Here is an 18,446-nt window from a genome sequence, read left to right as displayed (position 1 = left end):
CCATGCACTGTACGATGTCACTGCATGGCCGTTTTATTTAAACTCCCCACATGCAGCCCAAAGAAGAATTACTGGAACAACTCGGTGAAGGCTACGGCTACGTTAACCGCTTGGTCGAAAAGAAAATTGAGTACTATAAACTGAGCGCTGCCGAAACATCGGCGGGCGTGGTTTCGGGTCTGATCACCGCTATCATACTCGCCGTGATCGGTCTGATCACCCTGATCTTCGCCCTCATAACGCTCGGTTTTGCCTTGGTACAGGCATTCGATGATAGTGTCTATGGTTTTGGCCTGGTAACGCTCATTCTGCTGCTGATCTTCCTATTCGTACTGTTCCTGCGCAAGACCCTCATAGTCAACCCCACCGTGAGTAAGGTGATCTCCGCATTTTTCGCTCATGATGGAAAAGAAATTTAACCGATGATACGCAAGTCAAAAATCACGAGCCTCGACGAGTTACGGCGCCGCAAGAAAGAAATACGGATGGAGGCAGAACTGGCCAAGCGCGAGTTTGCCCACTCGATCGGTACGACGAAGGGCAACGCCGGCAAGTTTCTACTGAAGAATGTAGCGCTGCCCGCCGGAGGTGCACTGGTTGGTATCCTCGCTTTAGTAAATCTAGCCTCGGGATCTGCCAGTAAGAAGATGCCTGTCGTCAAGGAAACTCGCGTCATTCACGAGTACCCGGATGGCAAGCCTTACCGTGGAGACAAACGCGCTCACCCACCTAAGCGTAGCCGGGTCAAGCGACTGACCACCATCATTGGGCTAGGTCGCGTACTGGTTCCCATTGTTCAGGCTGTAATAGGTACCATAAACTCACAAAAGGCCAAAGAAGCAGCACAGCGTGCAAAGCGCGCTGCGGTACGGAAGTAAGCCACCATGTCGGGACCGATCTTCTCCCTAGCTACAATCATCGGTGCGGTAGTACACAGCGTCGAGGGTAGTCAACTGGCCGTGGTGACCGATGCGATATGGAATAAGGACAGCGGCAAGCTTACCTACCTGATCGTATCACCCGACAAGGTGGTCAATCCAGACACTACGCGCGACCCCCCGTCCGCCTTTGCTATCCATCCCTCCTATTTTTACTTTCAGGGTACACAGCAACAACTGGTCTTCAACCCTAAGATCGGCAAGGACACCCATGCCTTCCTTCTCGACTTACCTCAGCCCTATGACGAGCTCGACGTTCATGACGCGGTAGAGTTCAAGCGGTATATCTCCCAGCACACTGCTACCGCCACCCACCGTAGCGACAACGAGTAGCGTATAGTTCTTTGCACCCGCGGCCCCGCCCACCCGTCTGAACTAGCTGGGCGAGTCGTCGGCGTAAGACGGGAGATGCGTACTGCTACGGTCCCGTGTCTTCGGCTCCTGTAAGTGGTGCTTCCCCCAACGCTGCGCCGTTTAAGTGATGGTTGCGGGCTATATTGCCGCGCTTTGCAGCAGTTTGCTGTGCTCACTAAAGTCAGGTCATGGAATTGGGTCAGTTAGGTACGATCGATACGATCATATTCGCCGTGTACATCGTAGCGGTCATCGGATTCGGTGTGTGGATCGCAAATCGAGAAAAGACCAGTACGGCCAGCGACTACTTTCTGGCCAGCCGCAGCCTGCCCTGGTGGGCCGTAGGGGGCTCGCTGATCGCCTCCAATATCTCGGCCGAGCAGATCATCGGGATGAACGGCTCGGGCTTCGAGCTAGGCCTGGCCATTGCTACGTATGAGCTCATGGCGGCCATCACGTTGATCCTGGTCGCCAAGTTCTTCCTGCCCGTATTCCTTAAGAAGGAGATCTATACCATGCCGCAGTTCCTGGAGGAGCGTTACGACGGGACGGTGCGTACGATCATGTCGGTCTTCTGGCTGGCGCTCTTTGTGTTTGTCAACATCGCTACCGTGCTATACCTCGGCGCGCTGGCCATCGAAACGCTGCTGGGGGTAGACCTTATATACGGTATCATCGGACTGGTGTTGTACTCCGCCTCCTTTTCCATCTTTGGAGGACTCAAGGCGGTGGTCTGGACGGACGTCGTACAGGTCGTGGTCCTGATGGTCGGCGGCACAGTAGCCGCCTACGGCATCCTGGAGGTAGTAGGCGACGGCAGTGTCCTGACCGGTGTCTCCAATCTCGCAGCTACCCTGCCCGATCACTTCGAGATGCTCTTCGAGCCCGGAGATACTTACCTCGATGTAGCCAATGCACACGAGCTCTCTACCGGACTAGCGCCGGACGGTACGCCTACTCAACTGCAGCCCGGTGATGAGCTAAAGTCATCTTTCCAGTTGCTGCCCGGTTTGGCGTTGCTCTTCGGCGGAATGTGGATCGTGAACAGCTACTACTGGGGCAACAACCAGTACATCATCCAGCGGGCACTGGCCGCCAAGGATTTGGCCGAGGCACAAAAGGGGGTAGCGTTCGCCGCCTTCATGAAGCTTTTCATTCCCTTCTTTGCCGTACTGCCCGGTATCGCTGCCTGGTACTTGCTGCGCGAGCAGGACCCGGCTAACCTGCCCATCACCAAGGCCGACCAGGCCTTCCCCTGGGTGCTGGCTAATTACGTTGGCGTTGGCTTCAAGGGCCTCACCTTCGCGGCCCTGGTGGCGGCGATCGGTTCCTCGATCAGCTCGATGGTCAATTCGACCTCTACCATCTTTACGATGGACATTTACAACAAGTTCATCAACCCTACCGCCACCCAGGGCCGGCAGGTACGGGTAGGTCAGCTATCCGCCGCCGTGGCGCTGCTCATCGGCGCGTTCGTAGCACCCGCGCTAGCCAATGCCGGACAGGTCTTCCAGGTTATCCAGGAGTATACGGGCTTCATCAGTCCGGGAGTACTTACCGTGTTCGTCTTCGGCTTCTTTTACCGGCGTGGCACCTCACAGGCGGCCCTAGTAGTCGTGCTCGCCTCGGTACCTCTATCGTGGGCCTTTCAGCAGTTAATGCCCGACTTGCCGTTCCTGGATCGCATGGCCTTCATCTTCCTGATCTCGGCGGCTCTGATGGTCATCATCAGTGCCATGACCGGCAAGAGTGAAGACGAGCGGGTAGCGGCCGACGTGATGGATGCCGGCTACGGCCCGCAGGAGAAACACGCACTAGCTGGTAAGCTGATCCGTGACTCGAAGCTGCGCAACGGACTGTCGATCGCCGTAATCGGTATCGGCCTGGCTACCGGTATCCGCCTACTGTTGCAACCCGTGCCCGGAGTACCCACCTCCATGGGCATCATCTTCGTGGTCCTCTCCCTGATCGTGATCGCGCTGATCTATACGGATAAGTCCGCCGACGACTACAAGGCCATCGACCTCGACCCGGCGATGTTCCGCACCCGGATGGGCTTCAATATCGCCGCCATCGCGATCATTCTGGTCCTGGCGTTCGTGTATACCTTCCTGTCCTAGCCACCTGAGGCTCCTCCCCTCCCGACCGGGTCGGGAGGGGGGCTACTACACGCAAAACGCCCCCGCTTCCTGTAGGAAGCGGGGGCGTTTAAGTAACTGCGCCGGTATAGGGCAGCTTAGAAGTTAGCGTCCAGAATCGGGCCGGACCCTACAGAACTAACGGCCAGTGCAGTGAGGATACATAGGGTGAATAGCGCGATGGCAAGTCCCCAGGTGACTTTCTCGATCACATCGGTAGATTTCGAGGCGCCTAGCATCTGGTTGGCTTGTCCCCCACCGAAGGTAGAGTCGATGCCCCCGCCCTTGGGATTCTGGATGAGGACGACGAGCATCAGCAGCAAGCAGACGACGCCAGTCAGGATAGTGAGCAGATTGACCATATTATATTTTTTCCCTCAATTCTTGGATGCGGCCGGCAAAGATCGGTTTTTTCTGCGGATAAAGCAAGACCAGCCGCTGATACATCCGTATGGCGTGGTGGTATTGCTCCTGCCGCACGAGCAACTCAGCCAGCGTTTCACTCACAATACCCTCCGGCACCGGGTCACCCTCCGTTACGCTGCGTGCTTGTGCACGCTGCATCCGTAGCTGCTCCAGCCGCGATCGCAGGGCCATCGCAGCCCGGTACTTGGCCGCGATGGGTGTAAACACCGACGCATCCTGGGGTGCGGCTCCAGCGCTGCTTTCCAGGGCGGGTAGAGTAGCCCTTGACCGGCCTGCTGAGGAGGAATACAAGCCGTGGAATGCAGCGGCGGTGGCTACCCATTCGGACGGTGTCGACACAGGACCGGACCGTTCGGACGGCGGCGTCCTGCTTGGCCTGACATCTTCCCCCTCATCACCACGTATTGGTGGCGGCGGCGGTGGTGGTGTAGGTTTTGGCGGTACGCGGTTGAGCCGGGAGGGCAGCGCTTCGGCGGCCTGTGGCGGGGCCGGGCTGTGGGTCAGGGGAGCGAGCTCCAGCTCATCCAGGGCGATGAGTTCCAGGGTGTCGTCTGCCTCACTGACGCGTTGGTCCATCCGGTGCAGCAGATTATATAGGTGGGGGCGGTCGAAGGTGGCGGCGGCAAAGCGGCTGAGGTAGTGCTCCAGTTCAGGATGCTGCTCTTTCTTTGCCCGTAGGGCCGTCAGCAGATGTACGTTCGGTGCATAGGGGTACCGCTCGGATAAGTCGATCAGATCAGAGAGCGGCAGGCTGGCCAGTAGGTCGGGCTGTTCCAAATAATGCAAAAAATCTTGGGCGTTCATAGCGTGTAATCCTACAGGTCGAAGGTCGTGCATCCCTGCCGTCTCCACAAAGTACCGTTCTGGTCAACCAATTTCAAAAAAACTTCTTTTCTATGGAACATTAGCGGTCCTTTCCGGATTATGTTGCTATCTTTGTAATCGATAAACGATTAAACACCTACCTCTACCCTAAAGATCTTGTGTTGTTCATAGTGTTTGTTATGTAGCCTTTGACTTAACTGTTAAAGGCTTTTTTTTGTATATTACTCTACCCGTAAGCAGTCTCCTACGGCCAATCCACTCTACAGATGGCCAAGTCCCCCGCTTCCCCCCACCCCAGTGGCGTCATCGACCTTAACCAGCTCCGGCAGGCCGTAGCCCTCATCCGGGCACTCAACCACAGCCTGCGTCGCCAGATCCTCGAATTACTTGACTCGGCGGAGCGGCTCACCGTCACCGAGATCTACCAGAGTCTGCGGATCGAACAGTCCGTCGCCTCCCAGCACCTTGCTATCCTACGCAAGACCCAGCTGGTGGTCTACCGGCGCAACGGCAAGTTCATCTACTATACCCTCCAGCGGGAGCGGCTGACCCAGGTACAGGCCGTACTGCAGGCCCTCACCCTGCCTACCGACGGAAACCCCGAGTAAAGGTCCGCTCATTGCCGCGCGCATCGGTGACCGATAGCAGGAACGTATGCTGACCGGCCGCGATCTCACCCGGCTCGAAGGTGTGTGATAGTCGTCCCGACTTCGCATCGTACTCCAGCAAGACCCAGGTCCCGTCCACCGTACCCCGGTAGCTGAGCGTACCGCCCGCCGCTTCCTCCAGCAGCAGGCTGAAGCCCGCCGCCCGCCGCAGATCGGTCCGAAAGCGTTCGATGCGCACGGTGGGGGGCACGGTATCCAGCAGTAAGGCGTAGGTACCGAAGCTACCGATTGAGCTCACCAGCTGCTCCCCCTCCCACGCTCCGCCGACGCTACGGTAAGTGCCGTCCTTACCACACCTGGCCAGGTAGACACGCTGTTGCAGCTCCACCGGTACCGGCTCGCGGGGAGATAGACTCAGGCGCGCCCGACCGTGCAAAGGGGTGTACACATCGTGTAGCCGGTGGGCATCGCTTAGGTAGTTGGTTGAAGTATCGCGCAGCCGGGTGTAGGCAAAGTACAGGTCGTCGTAGAGCGCTTGGGCGGGCAGTTCTAGCCGCATTCCACCCGTATCGATCACGCTGGGCTCCCCCGCCGGCAGGTCATATGTGTACGGGGGCGGTGCCCGGAGAGCTATTGGTGCCGCAGTATCCGGAGTGTAAAGCAGGATAAACTCCTTGTGCGAAGTGTTGCCGGCAAAGTCTCGCACGCTTACCGTTACGGTCACGGGCTCACCCGGTAACAGCTCCTGTATGCCATCCTCCGTAAGTAGGGACTGCGTGGTGTCACGCCAGAACACGGCATCCGGCGTCCGCGCATACAGCAGGTAGTACCACGAGGACCGTTGCTTCCAGGCACTGTAATCGGTCAGCGCGTTCAGGTATTCGGTATCCTCGTAGGCGATGCGGTCGTAGACAAAGGAAAAGGTCTTGCGCTCATTGATGTGGAGTGCCGCGGCGTAGATCCCGTTCCGGTTGGGCATGGCGTTCTGCCGGTCGAATGCCTGGAAGCCCAGTCCTACCCTATCGTGGCTTACCCGAACGGTATCCGGCAGACTCCCATCGAGCAGATCGTACTCCGTTTCCGCTACGGGGTGGTCACGGGCATCCAGACTGTACACCCTGAGTTTACGCAGCTGCGGACTGCGGGTATCGGGCACCGCAAAGCCTAGCGACAGCGGATTGAGCGGTGCATCCGTAGCCGACTCACGGATCTCGAAGTGCAGGTGGGGGCCGAAACTGAAGCCCCGGTTGCCTACCCCACCGATCTGCTGTCCCTGCCGTACGGGGAAGGCCAGGGAATCGGGCCGCAGATCGATCTCGAAGGATTCACCTGCGTACTGCAATGCTCGTATAGTATCCCGGTACGCGGGAGCAAGTACCTCCAGGTGGCCGTATACACTGCGTTTGCCGTCCGGGTGGTCGATGTACACCGCCTGACCGTACCCGCCGCCGCTCACCCGTATGCGACTCACGTAACCTTCCTGTACGGCGTAGACGGGTGTGCCTACCGCTGCACGAAAGTCGAGTCCGCCGTGAAAGTGATCGCTGCGGAGCTCCCCGAAGGTGCCGGTGACCAGGAGGGGGCCCCTCAGGGGTGGGGTATACTGGGCGGATACCCCCAGACTATACAGCAGGAATAGGCCTAGGCAAATCAATCTGATCATCGGGAAGTCGCTACCTAGCCAAATGCATTGATCCCCGTGATGTCGTGTCCGGTGATGAGCAGGTGCACGTCGTGGGTACCCTCGTAGGTCAGCACGGTCTCCAGGTTCATCATGTGGCGCATGATGGGGTACTCGTGGGTGATGCCCATGCCGCCGTGGATCTGACGGGCTTCGCGGGCTACCTCTAGGGCCATGTGTACGTTGTTGCGCTTGGCCATGCTGATCTGGGCGGGGGTTGCTTCTCCCCGGTTGGCCAGGGTGCCGAGGCGCCAGGCCAGGAGCTGGGCCTTGGTGATCTCGGTGATCATCTCGGCGAGCTTCTTCTGCTGGAGCTGGAAGCCGGCGATGGGCTTACCGAACTGCTCGCGCTCCAGTCCGTACCGCAGCGCGGAGTCGTAGCAGTCGAGGGCCGCACCGATGGCACCCCAGGCGATGCCGTAGCGGGCCTTGCTGAGGCAGCTCAGCGGACCGCGTAGTCCCCGGATATCGGGAAATACGTTCTCCTTCGGTACCCGTACGTTATCGAAAACCAGCTCACCGGTGATGCTAGCCCGCAGGCTCCACTTGCCGTGGATCTCTGGGGCGCTGAAGCCGGGGCTGTCCGCGTCTACAACCATGCCACGCACTTTGCCCTCCTCGTCCTTGGCCCAGACCACGGCCAGGTCGGCGATGGGGCTGTTGGTGATCCACATTTTGGCTCCGTTGAGGATGTAGGCATCACCATCGTCTACGATGTTGGTGAGCATGCCGCCGGGATTGGAGCCGGCATTGGGCTCCGTGAGTCCGAAGCAGCCGATGTAGTCGCCGCTGCCGAGTTTGGGCAGGTACTTCTGCTTGATCTCCTCGGTGGCGTACTTGTAAATGGGGTACATGACCAGACTGCCCTGCACCGAAGCCATCGAGCGCAGGCCACTGTCGCAGCGCTCGAGCTCCTGCATGATCACGCCGTAGGCGATCTCGTCCATGCCGCCGCCGCCGTACTCTACCGGCAGGCTTGGTCCGAAGGCACCGACCTCGGCCAGCCCCTTGAAGAGGTGGGTAGGGCACTTACCGCGCATGGCGGCATCCTCGATGATGGGGCTCACTTCGGCCTTGACCCAGTCGCGTACGGACTGTCGGGCCATGCGGTGGTAATCCTCGAACAGGTCATCCACCAGGTAGTAGTCGTGAAACTGGTAGCGGTCGGCACGGGCCTGCTGGTGGAAGTCCTCCTTCTTGGTGACGTTATGGTGAGTGGTGGTGGTTTCGGGCATGATAGATCGGCTTTAGGGCACTTGGGTAAAGATACGGCGCAGGCGTACACTCGGCGTGCAATGCCCCGGCCTAAGTAGCTTTTCGCTTACTTTACCCCACGCACCAAGCACACCGATCATGCTAAAATACCTTTGCTTACTCCTCGCCCTACCGCTAGCTGCCCAGACCGGCCAGGTAAACGACCGGGTCACCATGCAATCGGACATCCTGGGTATGGAGCGCGCCTATGCCGTTTACCTCCCCCCCGGCTACGCGACCGATACGCGTAGCTATCCCGTCCTGTACCTCCTGCACGGGGCGGGCGACGATCAGACGGGCTGGGTACAGTTCGGCGAGGTTGGTCACATCGCCGACAAGGCCATTCGGGAGGGTACGGCTACGCCGATGATCATCATCATGCCGGATGCGAACACCGGAAAGCGGGGCTACTACAATAGCATCGGAGGAGACTTTCGCTACGAGGACTTCTTCTTTGAAGAGTTGATGCCGGAGGTAGAGTCGAAGTACCGCATTCGGGGCGAGAAACGCTATCGCGCCGTAGCCGGCCTGTCGATGGGCGGTGGCGGTACCCTCATCTACGCCATGCACCACCCGGAGCTATTCTCCAGCGCCGCCCCCCTGAGTGCCTGGGTGGGTGAGCTCACGCAGGATGCCTACGCCGAGCGGCTGCAACGCAACGGCGACACCTTCGACGAGGCCACTATGAAGGCGTACTTCAACCGCTACAGTGCGCTGGCTCAGGTGGAGAACGGAGATGCCGAGCAACTTGGCAGCGTGCGCTGGTACATCGACTGCGGCGACGATGATTTTCTCTACGAGGGCAACAGCCGCTTACACATCCTCCTGCGCGAAAAGGAAGTACCCCACGAATACCGCGTACGCGACGGGGCCCACAGCTGGACCTACTGGCGTGAATCCCTGCCGGAGGTACTCGGCTTCGTATCCCAGGCCTTTCACCAGTACTGAGTCCTCCCCATGGAGTATATGCCTCAGCCCCTGCGGGTACTCGTCACCGGTGCCTCACGGGGGATCGGCCGGGCGTGTGCGGAGGCGTTCGCGCAGGCGGGGCATACCGTGACGGCCGTAGCGCGTACGGGTGATCAACTAGCTAGTCTAAAGGCAGCGTGTGGCGAGCACGTCGAGGTACTGGTGGCCGACCTGACCGAGGACTTGCAGCTTACGGGTACCTACGACGTAGTTGTACTGAACGCGGCCTATTTCGCGCCCGGGGGTCTGCTGGATACCCGTGATGTATTCGGCGAATCCTTCACCCTGAATGTACTGGCCAATCACCGCCTGGCCCGGCAGCTACTGCCGGCCATGCGCGATCGGAAGTCCGGCCACCTGCTGGTGATCGGCTCTACGTCAACCGACGATACTTCCCCTCACATGACCGCCTATGCGGCCACTAAGAAGGCGCTACGCGCCCTGTATGAAGGCTGGGAGCAGGAACTGATCGGTAGTGGCGTCCGCACTACCCTGATCGCCCCGGGGGCTACCCTGACGAGCAGCTGGGACGGGCAGGAACTCCCGCCCCGTATGCTGGCAGCAGCGGAGGTAGCGGCACTAGTTTACCGGGCGGTGACGCAGGGGCTCACCGGACGGATCGTGCTGCGGGCGGATCAGCCGTAGTGGCTCTCCATACCCAGCTCCTTGACCACCAGGTAGTAGAATACGGTGCGGTGCTTGGCGCGATCTACGTATTTCTTGCAGACGGTCTGCACGGCATCCATGGCCTTTTCTTTGTCGGTCATACCGAGCTTCTTGATGCAAAGGTTATCTACGACGCGCTGTAGTTCGGCCTTGTCGCTACAGGCTACCTTGTTGGCATCGCTATTGTAGATGGAGGGCCCCAGGCCCTTTGCGACCTTACGGAGCAGGTCCTTATCGGCGTTCTTGTCCATTTTATCCAGGGCGGTCTCGTAGACGGCAAGGCGTTCATCAAATTTACTCATACGTACAGGGGGAGCTTGGTGTCCGGAAGAACCAGACAGGTGAGAAAAACTCTAATGTAAAGAAAACTGCTGTAGCCACCCCGCCTACCGCTGCCTGCCTCCACCCCTGCGTATCTTCGTCCGTACTGATGAGACTTCTACTCCCACTCCTGCTATTGTTCTATGCTCCACTGGGGGCGCAGGGAGGAGACGGGTCAGATCTCTTTCCAGCTACCCGGCATCAGGAGCTCCGCGAAGAACTCACCTATGAGCCCGAGGAGGAAGTAGTCGAGGAGCCCGCAGCGCCCGTCCGCTTCGATTTTGACCTGAGCAGCTTCCGCTCCCCGCTCGTTGTGGGCATCGCCCTGGCCTTAGTGCTGGGTTTGGGGTTTCTGATCTACCGTATTCTGGGTGACCTGGCGGTAAAACGACGGCAACAGGCTACGCCCCCCACAACGGGAGTAACCGTACAGGAGATCGTAGAAGAAGAACTCATGCAGCAGGGGGTCTCCCTGAGCATGCTGGAGCGGGCCGAGGCCGCCGGACAGTACGACATCGCGGTACGCTTACGCTATATCGATGCGCTCAAATCCCTCCAGGACGCCGGCCTGATCCGCTACCGGCGCGACTACAGCAACCGCGACTACCGAGAGCAACTCGCGGACCACCCCCTACGGACCGATTTCGTGCGCGTCGTGGAAGCGTATGAGCGGTACTGGTACGGTAGGTACGCCATCGACCGACTGAGCTACCGCTTGGTCGAGCGGGACTTTCGTACCCTGAGCGAGCAGATCGCGGTACCCACCACAACGGCCAGCCATGACTAAGGCATCCCCATGGCACATCCTGATCGGTGGTCTGGCGGTACTCAGTCTGTGCGGCTGCCCCGCTACCCCCTGGTACGAAACCTACGACTACGAAGGCAGGGAGCCCTACGGTTTGTACGGGCTGTACGAGCTACTGGCCGCCCGCCCCGAGGGCATTCACCTGCTGACCGACAGCAGTGATCTAGCGCAGCTTGACTCCGTCACCGGCACCAACTACCTCTTCGTCGGTCACTCCGCCCAGTACCGGGAGCAGGCCGTTACGGGTCTGCTCGACTACGTAGAGCGCGGCAATACGGTCTTCCTGGCCGCCAACGAGGTACCCGAAGATCTGGCATACCACCTCTTCGGTGACGACTGCTACTATGAAGCCTTCGAAGACTATAGCTACTACAGCGACGAGCGGTTTCCGACCGTACAGGTCGACTCGACCGTAGCCTATCGTTACCCCGCGGGTGACAGCTTTTCCCTGGTCTGCGTGCGGTACCGGAAGCCGGCCAGATTCAGTCTTCATACGGTGAGCGACCGCTTACTCTGCGACGAGGCGCTCGACAACCAAGTGCTCGGCGTACTCGACACCCACGGCATAAACTTCGTGCGCCTGGGCTGGGGCGAGGGCAACTTCTACTTCCACGCCAACCCCATCTACTTCACCAACTGGTTCCTGGTCGACTCCCAGGCCTACCGCTACCCCGAGACGATGCTCTCCGTGATCGGCGAGGGGCCCGTATACTGGGATGAATATCACCGGCGGTACCGGCAGGACCCCAGCAGCGGCCCGCAGACCGTGCAGCGTGACTACACCGGTGGTCGCAACCTGCTCGAGGGCAATCCTACGCTCCGCTACATTCAGGAGCGACGTGAACTGGCCTTCGCCTGGTACACCCTGCTGACCGGGGTCTTTCTATTCGTCGTTTTCCGCGGCAGGCGGCGGCAGCGGGTCATCCCCATCATTCCCCCGCGTGAGAACAGCAGCAAGCGCTTCATCGATACCATTAGCCGGCTGGTCTACCAGAAGGGGAACCACGCCGCCCTGGCCCAGCGGGAACTGGCCAGTCTGCGCTTCCATCTCAACCACCGGCGGGGCGTACGCTGGACCGAGGGCCAACCCCCACCCGCCGATCTGGCCGAACGGACCGGACTCCCGGAGGCTGTCGTCGAACGGGCGCTGACCGAGATCCGCGTAGTGCGCGCCGGAAAGAAGCTGGAGGACGGTGATCTGCTGCGGTTCTACCGCGCTATCGAACCGCTGTACGGGGTGTGAGCCTACAAAATCTTGATATCGTAGCTCATCTCGTACGCTTCGTTCGGCTCCAGTTGTACGATGCCTTCCTTGTGCGCGAATACGCCATCGCCCTCGGCGGCGTCCGCCAGACCGATCCAGGGCTCGATGCAGACAAAGTCTCCGTTGGTCTTTGCCCATATACCCAGGTGGGTCCAGCCCGCATAGTCCACCTTGAGGACAGGACCGTGGGTACGGCTCTCCAGGTTCACGCTGCGCGACTCCAGATCCTTGAATACCAGCGCATCTTCGGCGAATAGCTCATGGGTGAGGGGCAGCACCTTGCCGCCCTCCGTCCAGGGTACGGGACGGGTATCGGTGGTGCTGACCGTACCGGCATCGGTGACCCGGTAGCTCTTGCTGTCTTCCGCATGCTCGAAGCGCAGGACGTAATCCTCGTAACTATCGCCGTCGAAGAAGGGGACCCGGAAGGCCGGGTGTCCCCCCAGGTGAAACAGCATCGGCCGGTTGTCGCGGTTCATCACCTCGTGGTACACGATCAGGTGCTCGTTGCGCAGCCGGAAGGTGATGCGAAAGTCGAAGTGATAGGGGTACTGGGCGTAGGTTTCCTCATCGGAGCAGAGCCGGAACACGAGCCGGTCCTCCAGCTTGGAGTACAGCTCCAGTTTGTCGCTGTGCCGGATGATGCCGTGCTTCGGGATGGCATACTCCTTGCCCTCGATCTGCGTTTTACCATCCTTGAGGGTGCCGATGATCGGAAACAGGACGGGTGCGGTACTACCCCACACGGCCGGGTCGCCACTCCAGATATACTCCTGTCCGGTGTCCCGCTTCACCAGGCTGGTCAGTTCGGCACCGGTTGCGTTCACGGTTATTCGGAGCAGGTCGTTTTCCAGGCTGTGCATCAAGAAGGTAGTAAATTGGTTGCCCCCAAAGTACTCAATTAAGGCGTTTACGGCTTGCGTGGTATCCTTCTCTTCGTCCTCTTCCTTCCGTTGCTGTCCGGCGCGCAGGATACCCTGTCCTTCCATCCCGCCCCGGGTATCTACGCGCGGACGCAGCAGGTACGGATTGCGGGCGGGGCCGCGGGTGCGGTGTTCTATACCACGGACGGCAGCACCCCCACCCCACGCTCTTCCGTGTACGACGGCACCCCCATTCCAGTCAGTACCTCCCAGGTCGTCCGCGCTGCGCGCTTTAGCGGGTTCGTGCAGCAGGGCCGGACGGTGGGAGCCAGTTACCTGATCGGCGAGCCCGCTACGGAGTTGCTTACCGTATCGGTAGGGATCGATCCCTGGCGACTTTTCTCGACCACCTCCGGCTGGTTCATGCCCGGCCCCGACGACGGCCTCGGTGCCTGGGACCCTCAGGGCGCCAACTGGTGGACCCACGCCGAACACCCCGCCCACGTAGACCTCATCGAAGCCGACGGCACGGTCGTACACGATGGCACCCTGGGCCTGCGCATGTTCGGCGGCGTAAGCCGCATGCACCCCCAGAAGTCCTTTTCTCTCTCTGGCCGCAAGACGTACGGCAACAAGCGCATTGACTACCCCCTCTTCGGCGACGACGGACCCGACGACTTCCGCTTCCTCGTCGTGCGCAACGGCGGCAGCGACTGGGGCCGCAGTTTTATTCGCGATGCCCTGCTCACCAGCCTGCTCGTCGACCCCAGCTGGGACATGGACCTCCAGGCCGCCCGCCCGGTCCACGTTTACCTCAACGGTACCTACTGGGGCCTGTACCACCTGCGCGAAAAGATCAACCCCCGCTACCTGGCCGACCACCACAAGGGGGTCAAGAAAGACTCCCTCAGCCTACTGGAGCACCAGCAAACCCTCAAGCACGGCTCCATCCGGGCGTACCGGCAGCTGCAGGTGTTTATCACTACCCAGGACCTGCGCGATCCCGCTACCTTCGCCCGCCTCGGTGAGCTGATGGACATTGATAACTTCCAACGGCTTCAGATCGCCCAGACCTACTTCGACAACCGGGATGCCGGTGGCAATATTCGCTACTGGCGACCGGACGGACCCGGACAGCGCTTCCGCTGGTTGCTGTACGACGTAGACCAGGGCTTCGGTCTACACCGCCGGGAGGGTTGGACCATCAATACCCTGGCCTTCAATACCGACCCCGCCGGACCGAGCTGGCCCAACCCGCCCTGGTCTACCCTCTTCCAGCGCCGGTTACTCACCAATCCCGATTACCGACGCACCTTCGTCAACCGTACGCTCGACTACCTCCACAGCGACTTCAGCCCCGAGGCCGTTGCGGAGCTGACCGAAATTATGATCGACGGCGTGACCGACGAGATGCCCCGTCACCTCGCCCGCTGGGAGCAGTCGCCGAAGCAGTGGCAGTACCACCTCGAGCAATTGCGTCGCTTCGGACAACTGCGGCCCACCTACCTGCGCGAGCACCTGCGGGACTACTTCCGGGCGGGGGCGGATCGCACCGTCAGCCTACAGGCGCGGCGGGGCGGCTATGTCGTACTTAACGACAACCTACAGGTCGGCAGCGACGGACTGAACGGTGCGTACTTCGCCAACTTCCCCCTCAGCCTGCACGCCGTAGCCGAACCCGGCTACCGCTTCGCGGGGTGGGACGGGACGGATCTCGAGGGCAGCGACATCACGCTCGACTTGGCACGCGACCGGGCGTATCATCTCATCGCCCGCTTCGAAGCCGTCCAGCACCCCCTGGCGGATCAGGTCATCATCAACGAGCTCTGCCCCCGCAGCAAAGCCGGTGGTGACTGGGTCGAGCTCCACAACCGCAGCAGCGGCCCGGTAAAATTGACGGGTTGGTACCTGACCGACGACAGCCGGCGGCGGTACACCTTCCCCCCCACCAGTCTACCGGCCGGGGGCTACTTGGTGGTATGCGAGAAGGAGGATAAGTTTCGCCAGACCTACCCCCTGGCCCCCGACTTCCTGACCGGCCTCCCCTTCGGACTCAATAAGTCTGGCGACCGCATCGGGCTCTACGCCGGCGACGGCAGCTACGTCAACGCCCTGAGCTACCGGCTGGACGATCAGGCGGATAGCAGCTTCACCTACGCCCTGGCCCTCCCCGGCCTGGACAACGTACAGCCCGAGCACTGGGTCGTCGAGTCTGGCCCCGGCACCCCCGGCACGGCTAACCCCACCCACCTGCAAACCGCCCTCGTACCCCGACAAACCTACTGGACCCGCATCAGTATCGGGGTAGCTGTACTGCTCGTGGTAGGCCTGGCCAAAACATTGCACCAGCGGCCCCGCCCGGAAGGAATGTAATTTTGCGCGATGAAGCAACGTGAAGACCTTATCTACGGCCGCCATCCCGTACTGGAAGCCCTGGCCGCCGGACAGCCCGTGGACAAGGTTTTTCTGCAGCAGGGTACCCGGGGAGAGTTCGAGAAGGAACTGCGGCAGGCCTGCAAACTGCACGAAGTACCCATGACGCTGATCCCCCAGGCGAAACTGCAGCGAATGGTGCGCGGCACCCACCAGGGCGTCGTGGCCCAACTGGCAGCCGCAGCCTACCAGCGCATCGAGGATATTCTGCCGCAGGTGTACGAACGGGGGGAGACCCCGCTGTTTCTGCTCCTAGATGGCGTGACGGATGTACGCAACCTGGGGGCCATCGCGCGCTCGGCGGAAGTGTGCGGCGCGCAGACCATCATCATCCCCCAGAAGAACAGTGCCGGACTCACCGCGGATGCCGTAAAGAGTAGTGCCGGGGCCCTGGCCCGCATCCCCGTATGCCGCCACAAGAGCATGGTCAATACCGTAGAATTTCTGCAGCTGAGCGGCGTGCAGGTAGTGGCCAGCGACCTGAATGCGGAGCGCTACCTACACGAAGTATCGCTCAGCGGTCCGCTCTGTATCGTCATGGGGGCCGAAGACGAGGGCATCAGTGAGGGCGTAGCGCGCAAGGCCGACACCACCTTTAAACTGCCCCAGGCCGGCATACTAAACAGCTTCAACGTATCGGTGGCCGCCGGTATCCTGCTCTTTGAGGCGATGCGTGCGCGCAGCTAGCCGGAGAACGCGGGGCGACTTATATTTACCCCAAATTGTTTTAAAAAACCCATGTCTCCCGCAACCTCCAAGGCCGGTCTGCTCGACCGCGGCATCGCTAGCCTGAAGGGGATCGGCCCGGCCAAGGCGGAGCTGCTCGCCAAGGAGCTGCAGATCTTTTCGCTCGGCGACCTCGTGTATAGCTACCCCTTCCGCTACGTAGACCGCACGCAGTTTCATCAGATCATCGACATCCTGCCCGACCAGGGCAACGTACAGCTCAAGGGCAAGCTCGTCACCCTGACCCGCCGGGGTGAGAACCGCAAGCAGCGCATGGTCGGCCGCCTGCGCGACGAGAGCGGCGCGGCGCTGGAGCTGGTTTGGTTTCGCGGCATCAACTACCTGGACCGCACCTACCAGATCGGCGAGGAGTACGTCGTGTACGGCAAGGTCGAGGAGTTCAACGGCAAGCTCAGCATCACCCACCCCGAAATGGAGCTGGCCAAGCGCGCCGTGACCGAAGACGCTGCCACCTTCGAGCCCGTCTACGCCAGCACCGAAAAGCTCAATAAGCGCGGACTCGACACCCGTGGGCGCCGCAAACTCATCCGGGCCATCATCGACCAGCTCAGCCCCGCCGATCTGCCGGATATGCTGCCTGCCTACCTCATCGAGGAGCTTCGCCTATTGTCGCACTACGATGCGGTGCGCATGATCCACCTGCCGGGCAACCAGGAGGAACTGGAAGCCGCCCGCCGCCGGCTCAAGTTCGAGGAGTTGTTCCTGCTACAGATGCGGCTCCTACAACTCAAGGTGAGCCGGGAGGCCCGGGTAGCCGGCTACGCCTTCGGGCAGATCGGGGAGCACTTCAATACCTTCTTTACCCAGCACCTCCCCTTTACTTTGACCGGTGCCCAGAAGCGGGTGCTGCGAGAGATCCGGCACGACCTGGGTCGCGGCATCCAGATGAACCGCCTGCTCCAGGGCGACGTAGGCTCCGGCAAGACCATGGTGGGTCTGATGTCCATGCTCATGGCACTCGACAACGGCTTCCAGGCCTGCATGATGGCCCCGACGGAGATACTGGCCTATCAGCACTACGAGTCGATCCAGGATTACCTCAGGGGCATGGACCTGCGGGTCGCCTTCCTGTCCGGCAGCGTAAAGGGTAAGGCCCGCCGCGAACTGCTGGAGGAGCTGGCGGAGGGGCGCATCGATATTCTGCTGGGTACCCACGCCCTGATCGAGCCGCCCGTCGTCTTCAAGAACCTGGGCCTGGCCATCATCGACGAGCAGCACCGCTTCGGCGTCAAGCAGCGGGCCAAGCTGTGGAAGAAGAACACCCCCTACCCGCCGCACGTGCTGGTCATGACGGCCACGCCCATCCCCCGTACCCTGGCCATGACGGCCTACGGTGACCTGGACGTCAGCGTGATCGACGAGCTGCCCCCGGGCCGTACGCCGATCAAGACCGTCCACTTCACCGAGCACCGGCGCGAGCGGGTCTTCGGCCGCATCCGGGAAGAGATCGCCAAGGGGCGGCAGGCCTACATCGTCTACCCCCTCATCGAAGAGAACGAAAAGCTGGACCTGCTCGCCCTCGAAGTAGCTTACGACGAGATGCTTGACCGCTTCCCCCGGCCGGACTACCAGATCAGCGTAGTCCACGGCAGGATGAAGCCGCAGGATAAGGACTTCGAGATGGCCCGCTTCAAGAACGGCGAGACCCAGATCATGATGGCCACCACCGTCATCGAGGTGGGCGTCAACGTACCCAACGCCACCATCATGGTCATCGTCCACACGGAGCGCTTCGGCCTCAGCCAGCTCCATCAGCTCCGCGGTCGGGTGGGCCGGGGGGCGGAGGAGAGTTTCTGTATCCTCCTGTCCAGCGTCAAGCTGAGCAAGGAAAGCCGCAAGCGGATCAAGACGATGGTCGACACCACCGACGGCTTCAAGATCGCCGAGGCAGACCTGCAGCTCCGCGGCCCGGGCATGATCGACGGCACCCAGCAGAGCGGGGTACTGCAGATGCGCATTGCCGATCTGGCGCAGGACGGCCGTATCCTCTCCGCAGCCCGCGACCGCGCCAAGGATATCCTGGAGCAAGATCCCAAACTGCAGCGGCCGGAGCACCTACTGCTGGGACGCTACCTGGAGCACCACATGAAAACGGTGAAGGGCTGGAGCCTGATTTCCTGACACAAAAACGGCCCGGTACGCGAGGTACCGAGC

At 60.8% G+C, this 18,446-nt stretch carries 18 protein-coding genes; 12 read left to right on the top strand and 6 right to left on the bottom strand.

Going from position 1 to position 18,446, the window contains the following annotated elements:
- Window positions 1–50: 50 nt before the first annotated feature.
- The 4 genes from MJQ68_RS11255 (at window position 51) to MJQ68_RS11240 (ending at window position 3,412) form a co-directional block, all read left to right on the top strand.
- A complete protein-coding gene (locus tag MJQ68_RS11255) occupies window positions 51–419 on the top strand; it encodes a hypothetical protein (protein ID WP_238751210.1) in 369 nt (122 codons plus the stop codon).
- Window positions 420–422: 3 nt separating this feature from the next.
- Window positions 423–878: a hypothetical protein gene (locus MJQ68_RS11250; RefSeq protein WP_238751209.1), complete on the top strand. Its 456-nt coding sequence runs from the start codon at window positions 423–425 to the stop codon at window positions 876–878.
- Window positions 879–884: 6 nt separating this feature from the next.
- Window positions 885–1,271, top strand: coding sequence for a PRC-barrel domain-containing protein (locus tag MJQ68_RS11245; RefSeq protein ID WP_238751208.1), 387 nt, complete (start codon window positions 885–887; stop codon window positions 1,269–1,271).
- Window positions 1,272–1,480: 209 nt separating this feature from the next.
- Entirely contained in the window at window positions 1,481–3,412 is a 1,932-nt protein-coding gene (locus tag MJQ68_RS11240) for a sodium:solute symporter family transporter (protein ID WP_238751207.1), read from the top strand.
- Window positions 3,413–3,528: 116 nt separating this feature from the next.
- On the opposite strand, the gene secG is transcribed toward MJQ68_RS11240, so the two are convergent.
- Window positions 3,529–3,792 (bottom strand): preprotein translocase subunit SecG, encoded by a 264-nt coding sequence (secG, locus tag MJQ68_RS11235; protein WP_238751206.1) that lies wholly within the window; start codon window positions 3,790–3,792, stop codon window positions 3,529–3,531.
- A 1-nt stretch (window position 3,793) separates the two neighbouring features.
- Complete coding sequence (locus tag MJQ68_RS11230; protein ID WP_238751205.1) at window positions 3,794–4,660, bottom strand: hypothetical protein; 867 nt, start codon at window positions 4,658–4,660, stop codon at window positions 3,794–3,796.
- A gap of 287 nt (window positions 4,661–4,947) precedes the next feature.
- On the opposite strand from MJQ68_RS11230, the gene MJQ68_RS11225 reads away from it, so the two are divergent.
- Entirely contained in the window at window positions 4,948–5,289 is a 342-nt protein-coding gene (locus tag MJQ68_RS11225) for an ArsR/SmtB family transcription factor (protein ID WP_238751204.1), read from the top strand.
- On the opposite strand, the gene MJQ68_RS11220 is transcribed toward MJQ68_RS11225, so the two are convergent.
- Window positions 5,267–6,952, bottom strand: a complete 1,686-nt coding sequence (locus MJQ68_RS11220; protein WP_238751203.1) for a M23 family metallopeptidase — start codon at window positions 6,950–6,952, stop codon at window positions 5,267–5,269. The genes MJQ68_RS11225 and MJQ68_RS11220 overlap by 23 nt on opposite strands.
- Before the next feature lie 14 nt (window positions 6,953–6,966).
- A complete protein-coding gene (locus MJQ68_RS11215) occupies window positions 6,967–8,205 on the bottom strand; it encodes an acyl-CoA dehydrogenase family protein (RefSeq protein WP_238751202.1) in 1,239 nt (412 codons plus the stop codon).
- Window positions 8,206–8,323: 118 nt separating this feature from the next.
- Here MJQ68_RS11215 and MJQ68_RS11210 point away from each other — a divergent pair, with 118 nt between their 5' ends.
- The gene (locus MJQ68_RS11210) at window positions 8,324–9,172 is read left to right on the top strand and encodes an alpha/beta hydrolase (protein ID WP_238751201.1); all 849 of its coding nucleotides are present in this window, start codon (window positions 8,324–8,326) and stop codon (window positions 9,170–9,172) included.
- A gap of 9 nt (window positions 9,173–9,181) precedes the next feature.
- Window positions 9,182–9,838, top strand: coding sequence for an SDR family oxidoreductase (locus MJQ68_RS11205; RefSeq protein WP_238751200.1), 657 nt, complete (start codon window positions 9,182–9,184; stop codon window positions 9,836–9,838).
- Here the strand turns inward: MJQ68_RS11205 and MJQ68_RS11200 are convergent.
- Window positions 9,829–10,161 (bottom strand): DUF2853 family protein, encoded by a 333-nt coding sequence (locus tag MJQ68_RS11200; RefSeq protein WP_238751199.1) that lies wholly within the window; start codon window positions 10,159–10,161, stop codon window positions 9,829–9,831. The genes MJQ68_RS11205 and MJQ68_RS11200 overlap by 10 nt on opposite strands.
- 128 nt (window positions 10,162–10,289) lie before the next feature.
- Between MJQ68_RS11200 and MJQ68_RS11195 the strand changes: the two genes are divergently transcribed.
- The gene (locus MJQ68_RS11195; RefSeq protein WP_238751198.1) at window positions 10,290–10,967 is read left to right on the top strand and encodes a DUF4129 domain-containing protein; all 678 of its coding nucleotides are present in this window, start codon (window positions 10,290–10,292) and stop codon (window positions 10,965–10,967) included.
- On the top strand, window positions 10,960–12,228 hold the full coding sequence (locus MJQ68_RS11190) for a DUF4350 domain-containing protein (protein WP_238751197.1): 1,269 nt from the start codon (window positions 10,960–10,962) through the stop codon (window positions 12,226–12,228). The genes MJQ68_RS11195 and MJQ68_RS11190 overlap by 8 nt, the downstream gene beginning before the upstream one ends.
- 2 nt (window positions 12,229–12,230) lie before the next feature.
- Here the strand turns inward: MJQ68_RS11190 and MJQ68_RS11185 are convergent, their stop codons facing one another.
- A complete protein-coding gene (locus MJQ68_RS11185) occupies window positions 12,231–13,238 on the bottom strand; it encodes an aldose 1-epimerase family protein (RefSeq protein WP_238751196.1) in 1,008 nt (335 codons plus the stop codon).
- On the opposite strand from MJQ68_RS11185, the gene MJQ68_RS11180 reads away from it, so the two are divergent.
- The 3 genes from MJQ68_RS11180 to recG are packed head-to-tail and all read left to right on the top strand — an operon-like array spanning window position 13,167 to window position 18,413.
- Complete coding sequence (locus MJQ68_RS11180) at window positions 13,167–15,485, top strand: CotH kinase family protein (RefSeq protein ID WP_238751195.1); 2,319 nt, start codon at window positions 13,167–13,169, stop codon at window positions 15,483–15,485. The genes MJQ68_RS11185 and MJQ68_RS11180 overlap by 72 nt on opposite strands.
- A gap of 9 nt (window positions 15,486–15,494) precedes the next feature.
- Window positions 15,495–16,232: a 23S rRNA (guanosine(2251)-2'-O)-methyltransferase RlmB gene (rlmB, locus tag MJQ68_RS11175; protein ID WP_238751194.1), complete on the top strand. Its 738-nt coding sequence runs from the start codon at window positions 15,495–15,497 to the stop codon at window positions 16,230–16,232.
- Window positions 16,233–16,283: 51 nt separating this feature from the next.
- Window positions 16,284–18,413, top strand: a complete 2,130-nt coding sequence (gene recG / locus MJQ68_RS11170) for an ATP-dependent DNA helicase RecG (protein ID WP_238751193.1) — start codon at window positions 16,284–16,286, stop codon at window positions 18,411–18,413.
- Window positions 18,414–18,446: the final 33 nt, after the last annotated feature.

Origin of the sequence: Neolewinella maritima, assembly GCF_923081025.1 — a bacterium.
GTDB lineage: Bacteria > Bacteroidota > Bacteroidia > Chitinophagales > Saprospiraceae > Neolewinella > Neolewinella maritima.
Note: the sequence above shows the minus strand (reverse complement) of the source record. Positions and strands in the feature narration are given on the sequence as shown.

Bases quoted from the DNA above. Each gene is read 5' to 3' on its own strand.
- MJQ68_RS11255 (WP_238751210.1), top strand. From the start codon at position 51: ATGCAGCCCAAAGAAGAATTACTGGAACAACTCGGTGAAGGCTACGGC.
- MJQ68_RS11250 (WP_238751209.1), top strand. From the start codon at position 423: ATGATACGCAAGTCAAAAATCACGAGCCTCGACGAGTTACGGCGCCGC.
- MJQ68_RS11245 (WP_238751208.1), top strand. From the start codon at position 885: ATGTCGGGACCGATCTTCTCCCTAGCTACAATCATCGGTGCGGTAGTA.
- MJQ68_RS11240 (WP_238751207.1), top strand. From the start codon at position 1,481: ATGGAATTGGGTCAGTTAGGTACGATCGATACGATCATATTCGCCGTG.
- secG (WP_238751206.1), bottom strand. From the start codon at position 3,792: ATGGTCAATCTGCTCACTATCCTGACTGGCGTCGTCTGCTTGCTGCTG.
- MJQ68_RS11230 (WP_238751205.1), bottom strand. From the start codon at position 4,660: ATGAACGCCCAAGATTTTTTGCATTATTTGGAACAGCCCGACCTACTG.
- MJQ68_RS11225 (WP_238751204.1), top strand. From the start codon at position 4,948: ATGGCCAAGTCCCCCGCTTCCCCCCACCCCAGTGGCGTCATCGACCTT.
- MJQ68_RS11220 (WP_238751203.1), bottom strand. From the start codon at position 6,952: ATGATCAGATTGATTTGCCTAGGCCTATTCCTGCTGTATAGTCTGGGG.
- MJQ68_RS11215 (WP_238751202.1), bottom strand. From the start codon at position 8,205: ATGCCCGAAACCACCACCACTCACCATAACGTCACCAAGAAGGAGGAC.
- MJQ68_RS11210 (WP_238751201.1), top strand. From the start codon at position 8,324: ATGCTAAAATACCTTTGCTTACTCCTCGCCCTACCGCTAGCTGCCCAG.
- MJQ68_RS11205 (WP_238751200.1), top strand. From the start codon at position 9,182: ATGGAGTATATGCCTCAGCCCCTGCGGGTACTCGTCACCGGTGCCTCA.
- MJQ68_RS11200 (WP_238751199.1), bottom strand. From the start codon at position 10,161: ATGAGTAAATTTGATGAACGCCTTGCCGTCTACGAGACCGCCCTGGAT.
- MJQ68_RS11195 (WP_238751198.1), top strand. From the start codon at position 10,290: ATGAGACTTCTACTCCCACTCCTGCTATTGTTCTATGCTCCACTGGGG.
- MJQ68_RS11190 (WP_238751197.1), top strand. From the start codon at position 10,960: ATGACTAAGGCATCCCCATGGCACATCCTGATCGGTGGTCTGGCGGTA.
- MJQ68_RS11185 (WP_238751196.1), bottom strand. From the start codon at position 13,238: ATGGAAGGACAGGGTATCCTGCGCGCCGGACAGCAACGGAAGGAAGAG.
- rlmB (WP_238751194.1), top strand. From the start codon at position 15,495: ATGAAGCAACGTGAAGACCTTATCTACGGCCGCCATCCCGTACTGGAA.
- recG (WP_238751193.1), top strand. From the start codon at position 16,284: ATGTCTCCCGCAACCTCCAAGGCCGGTCTGCTCGACCGCGGCATCGCT.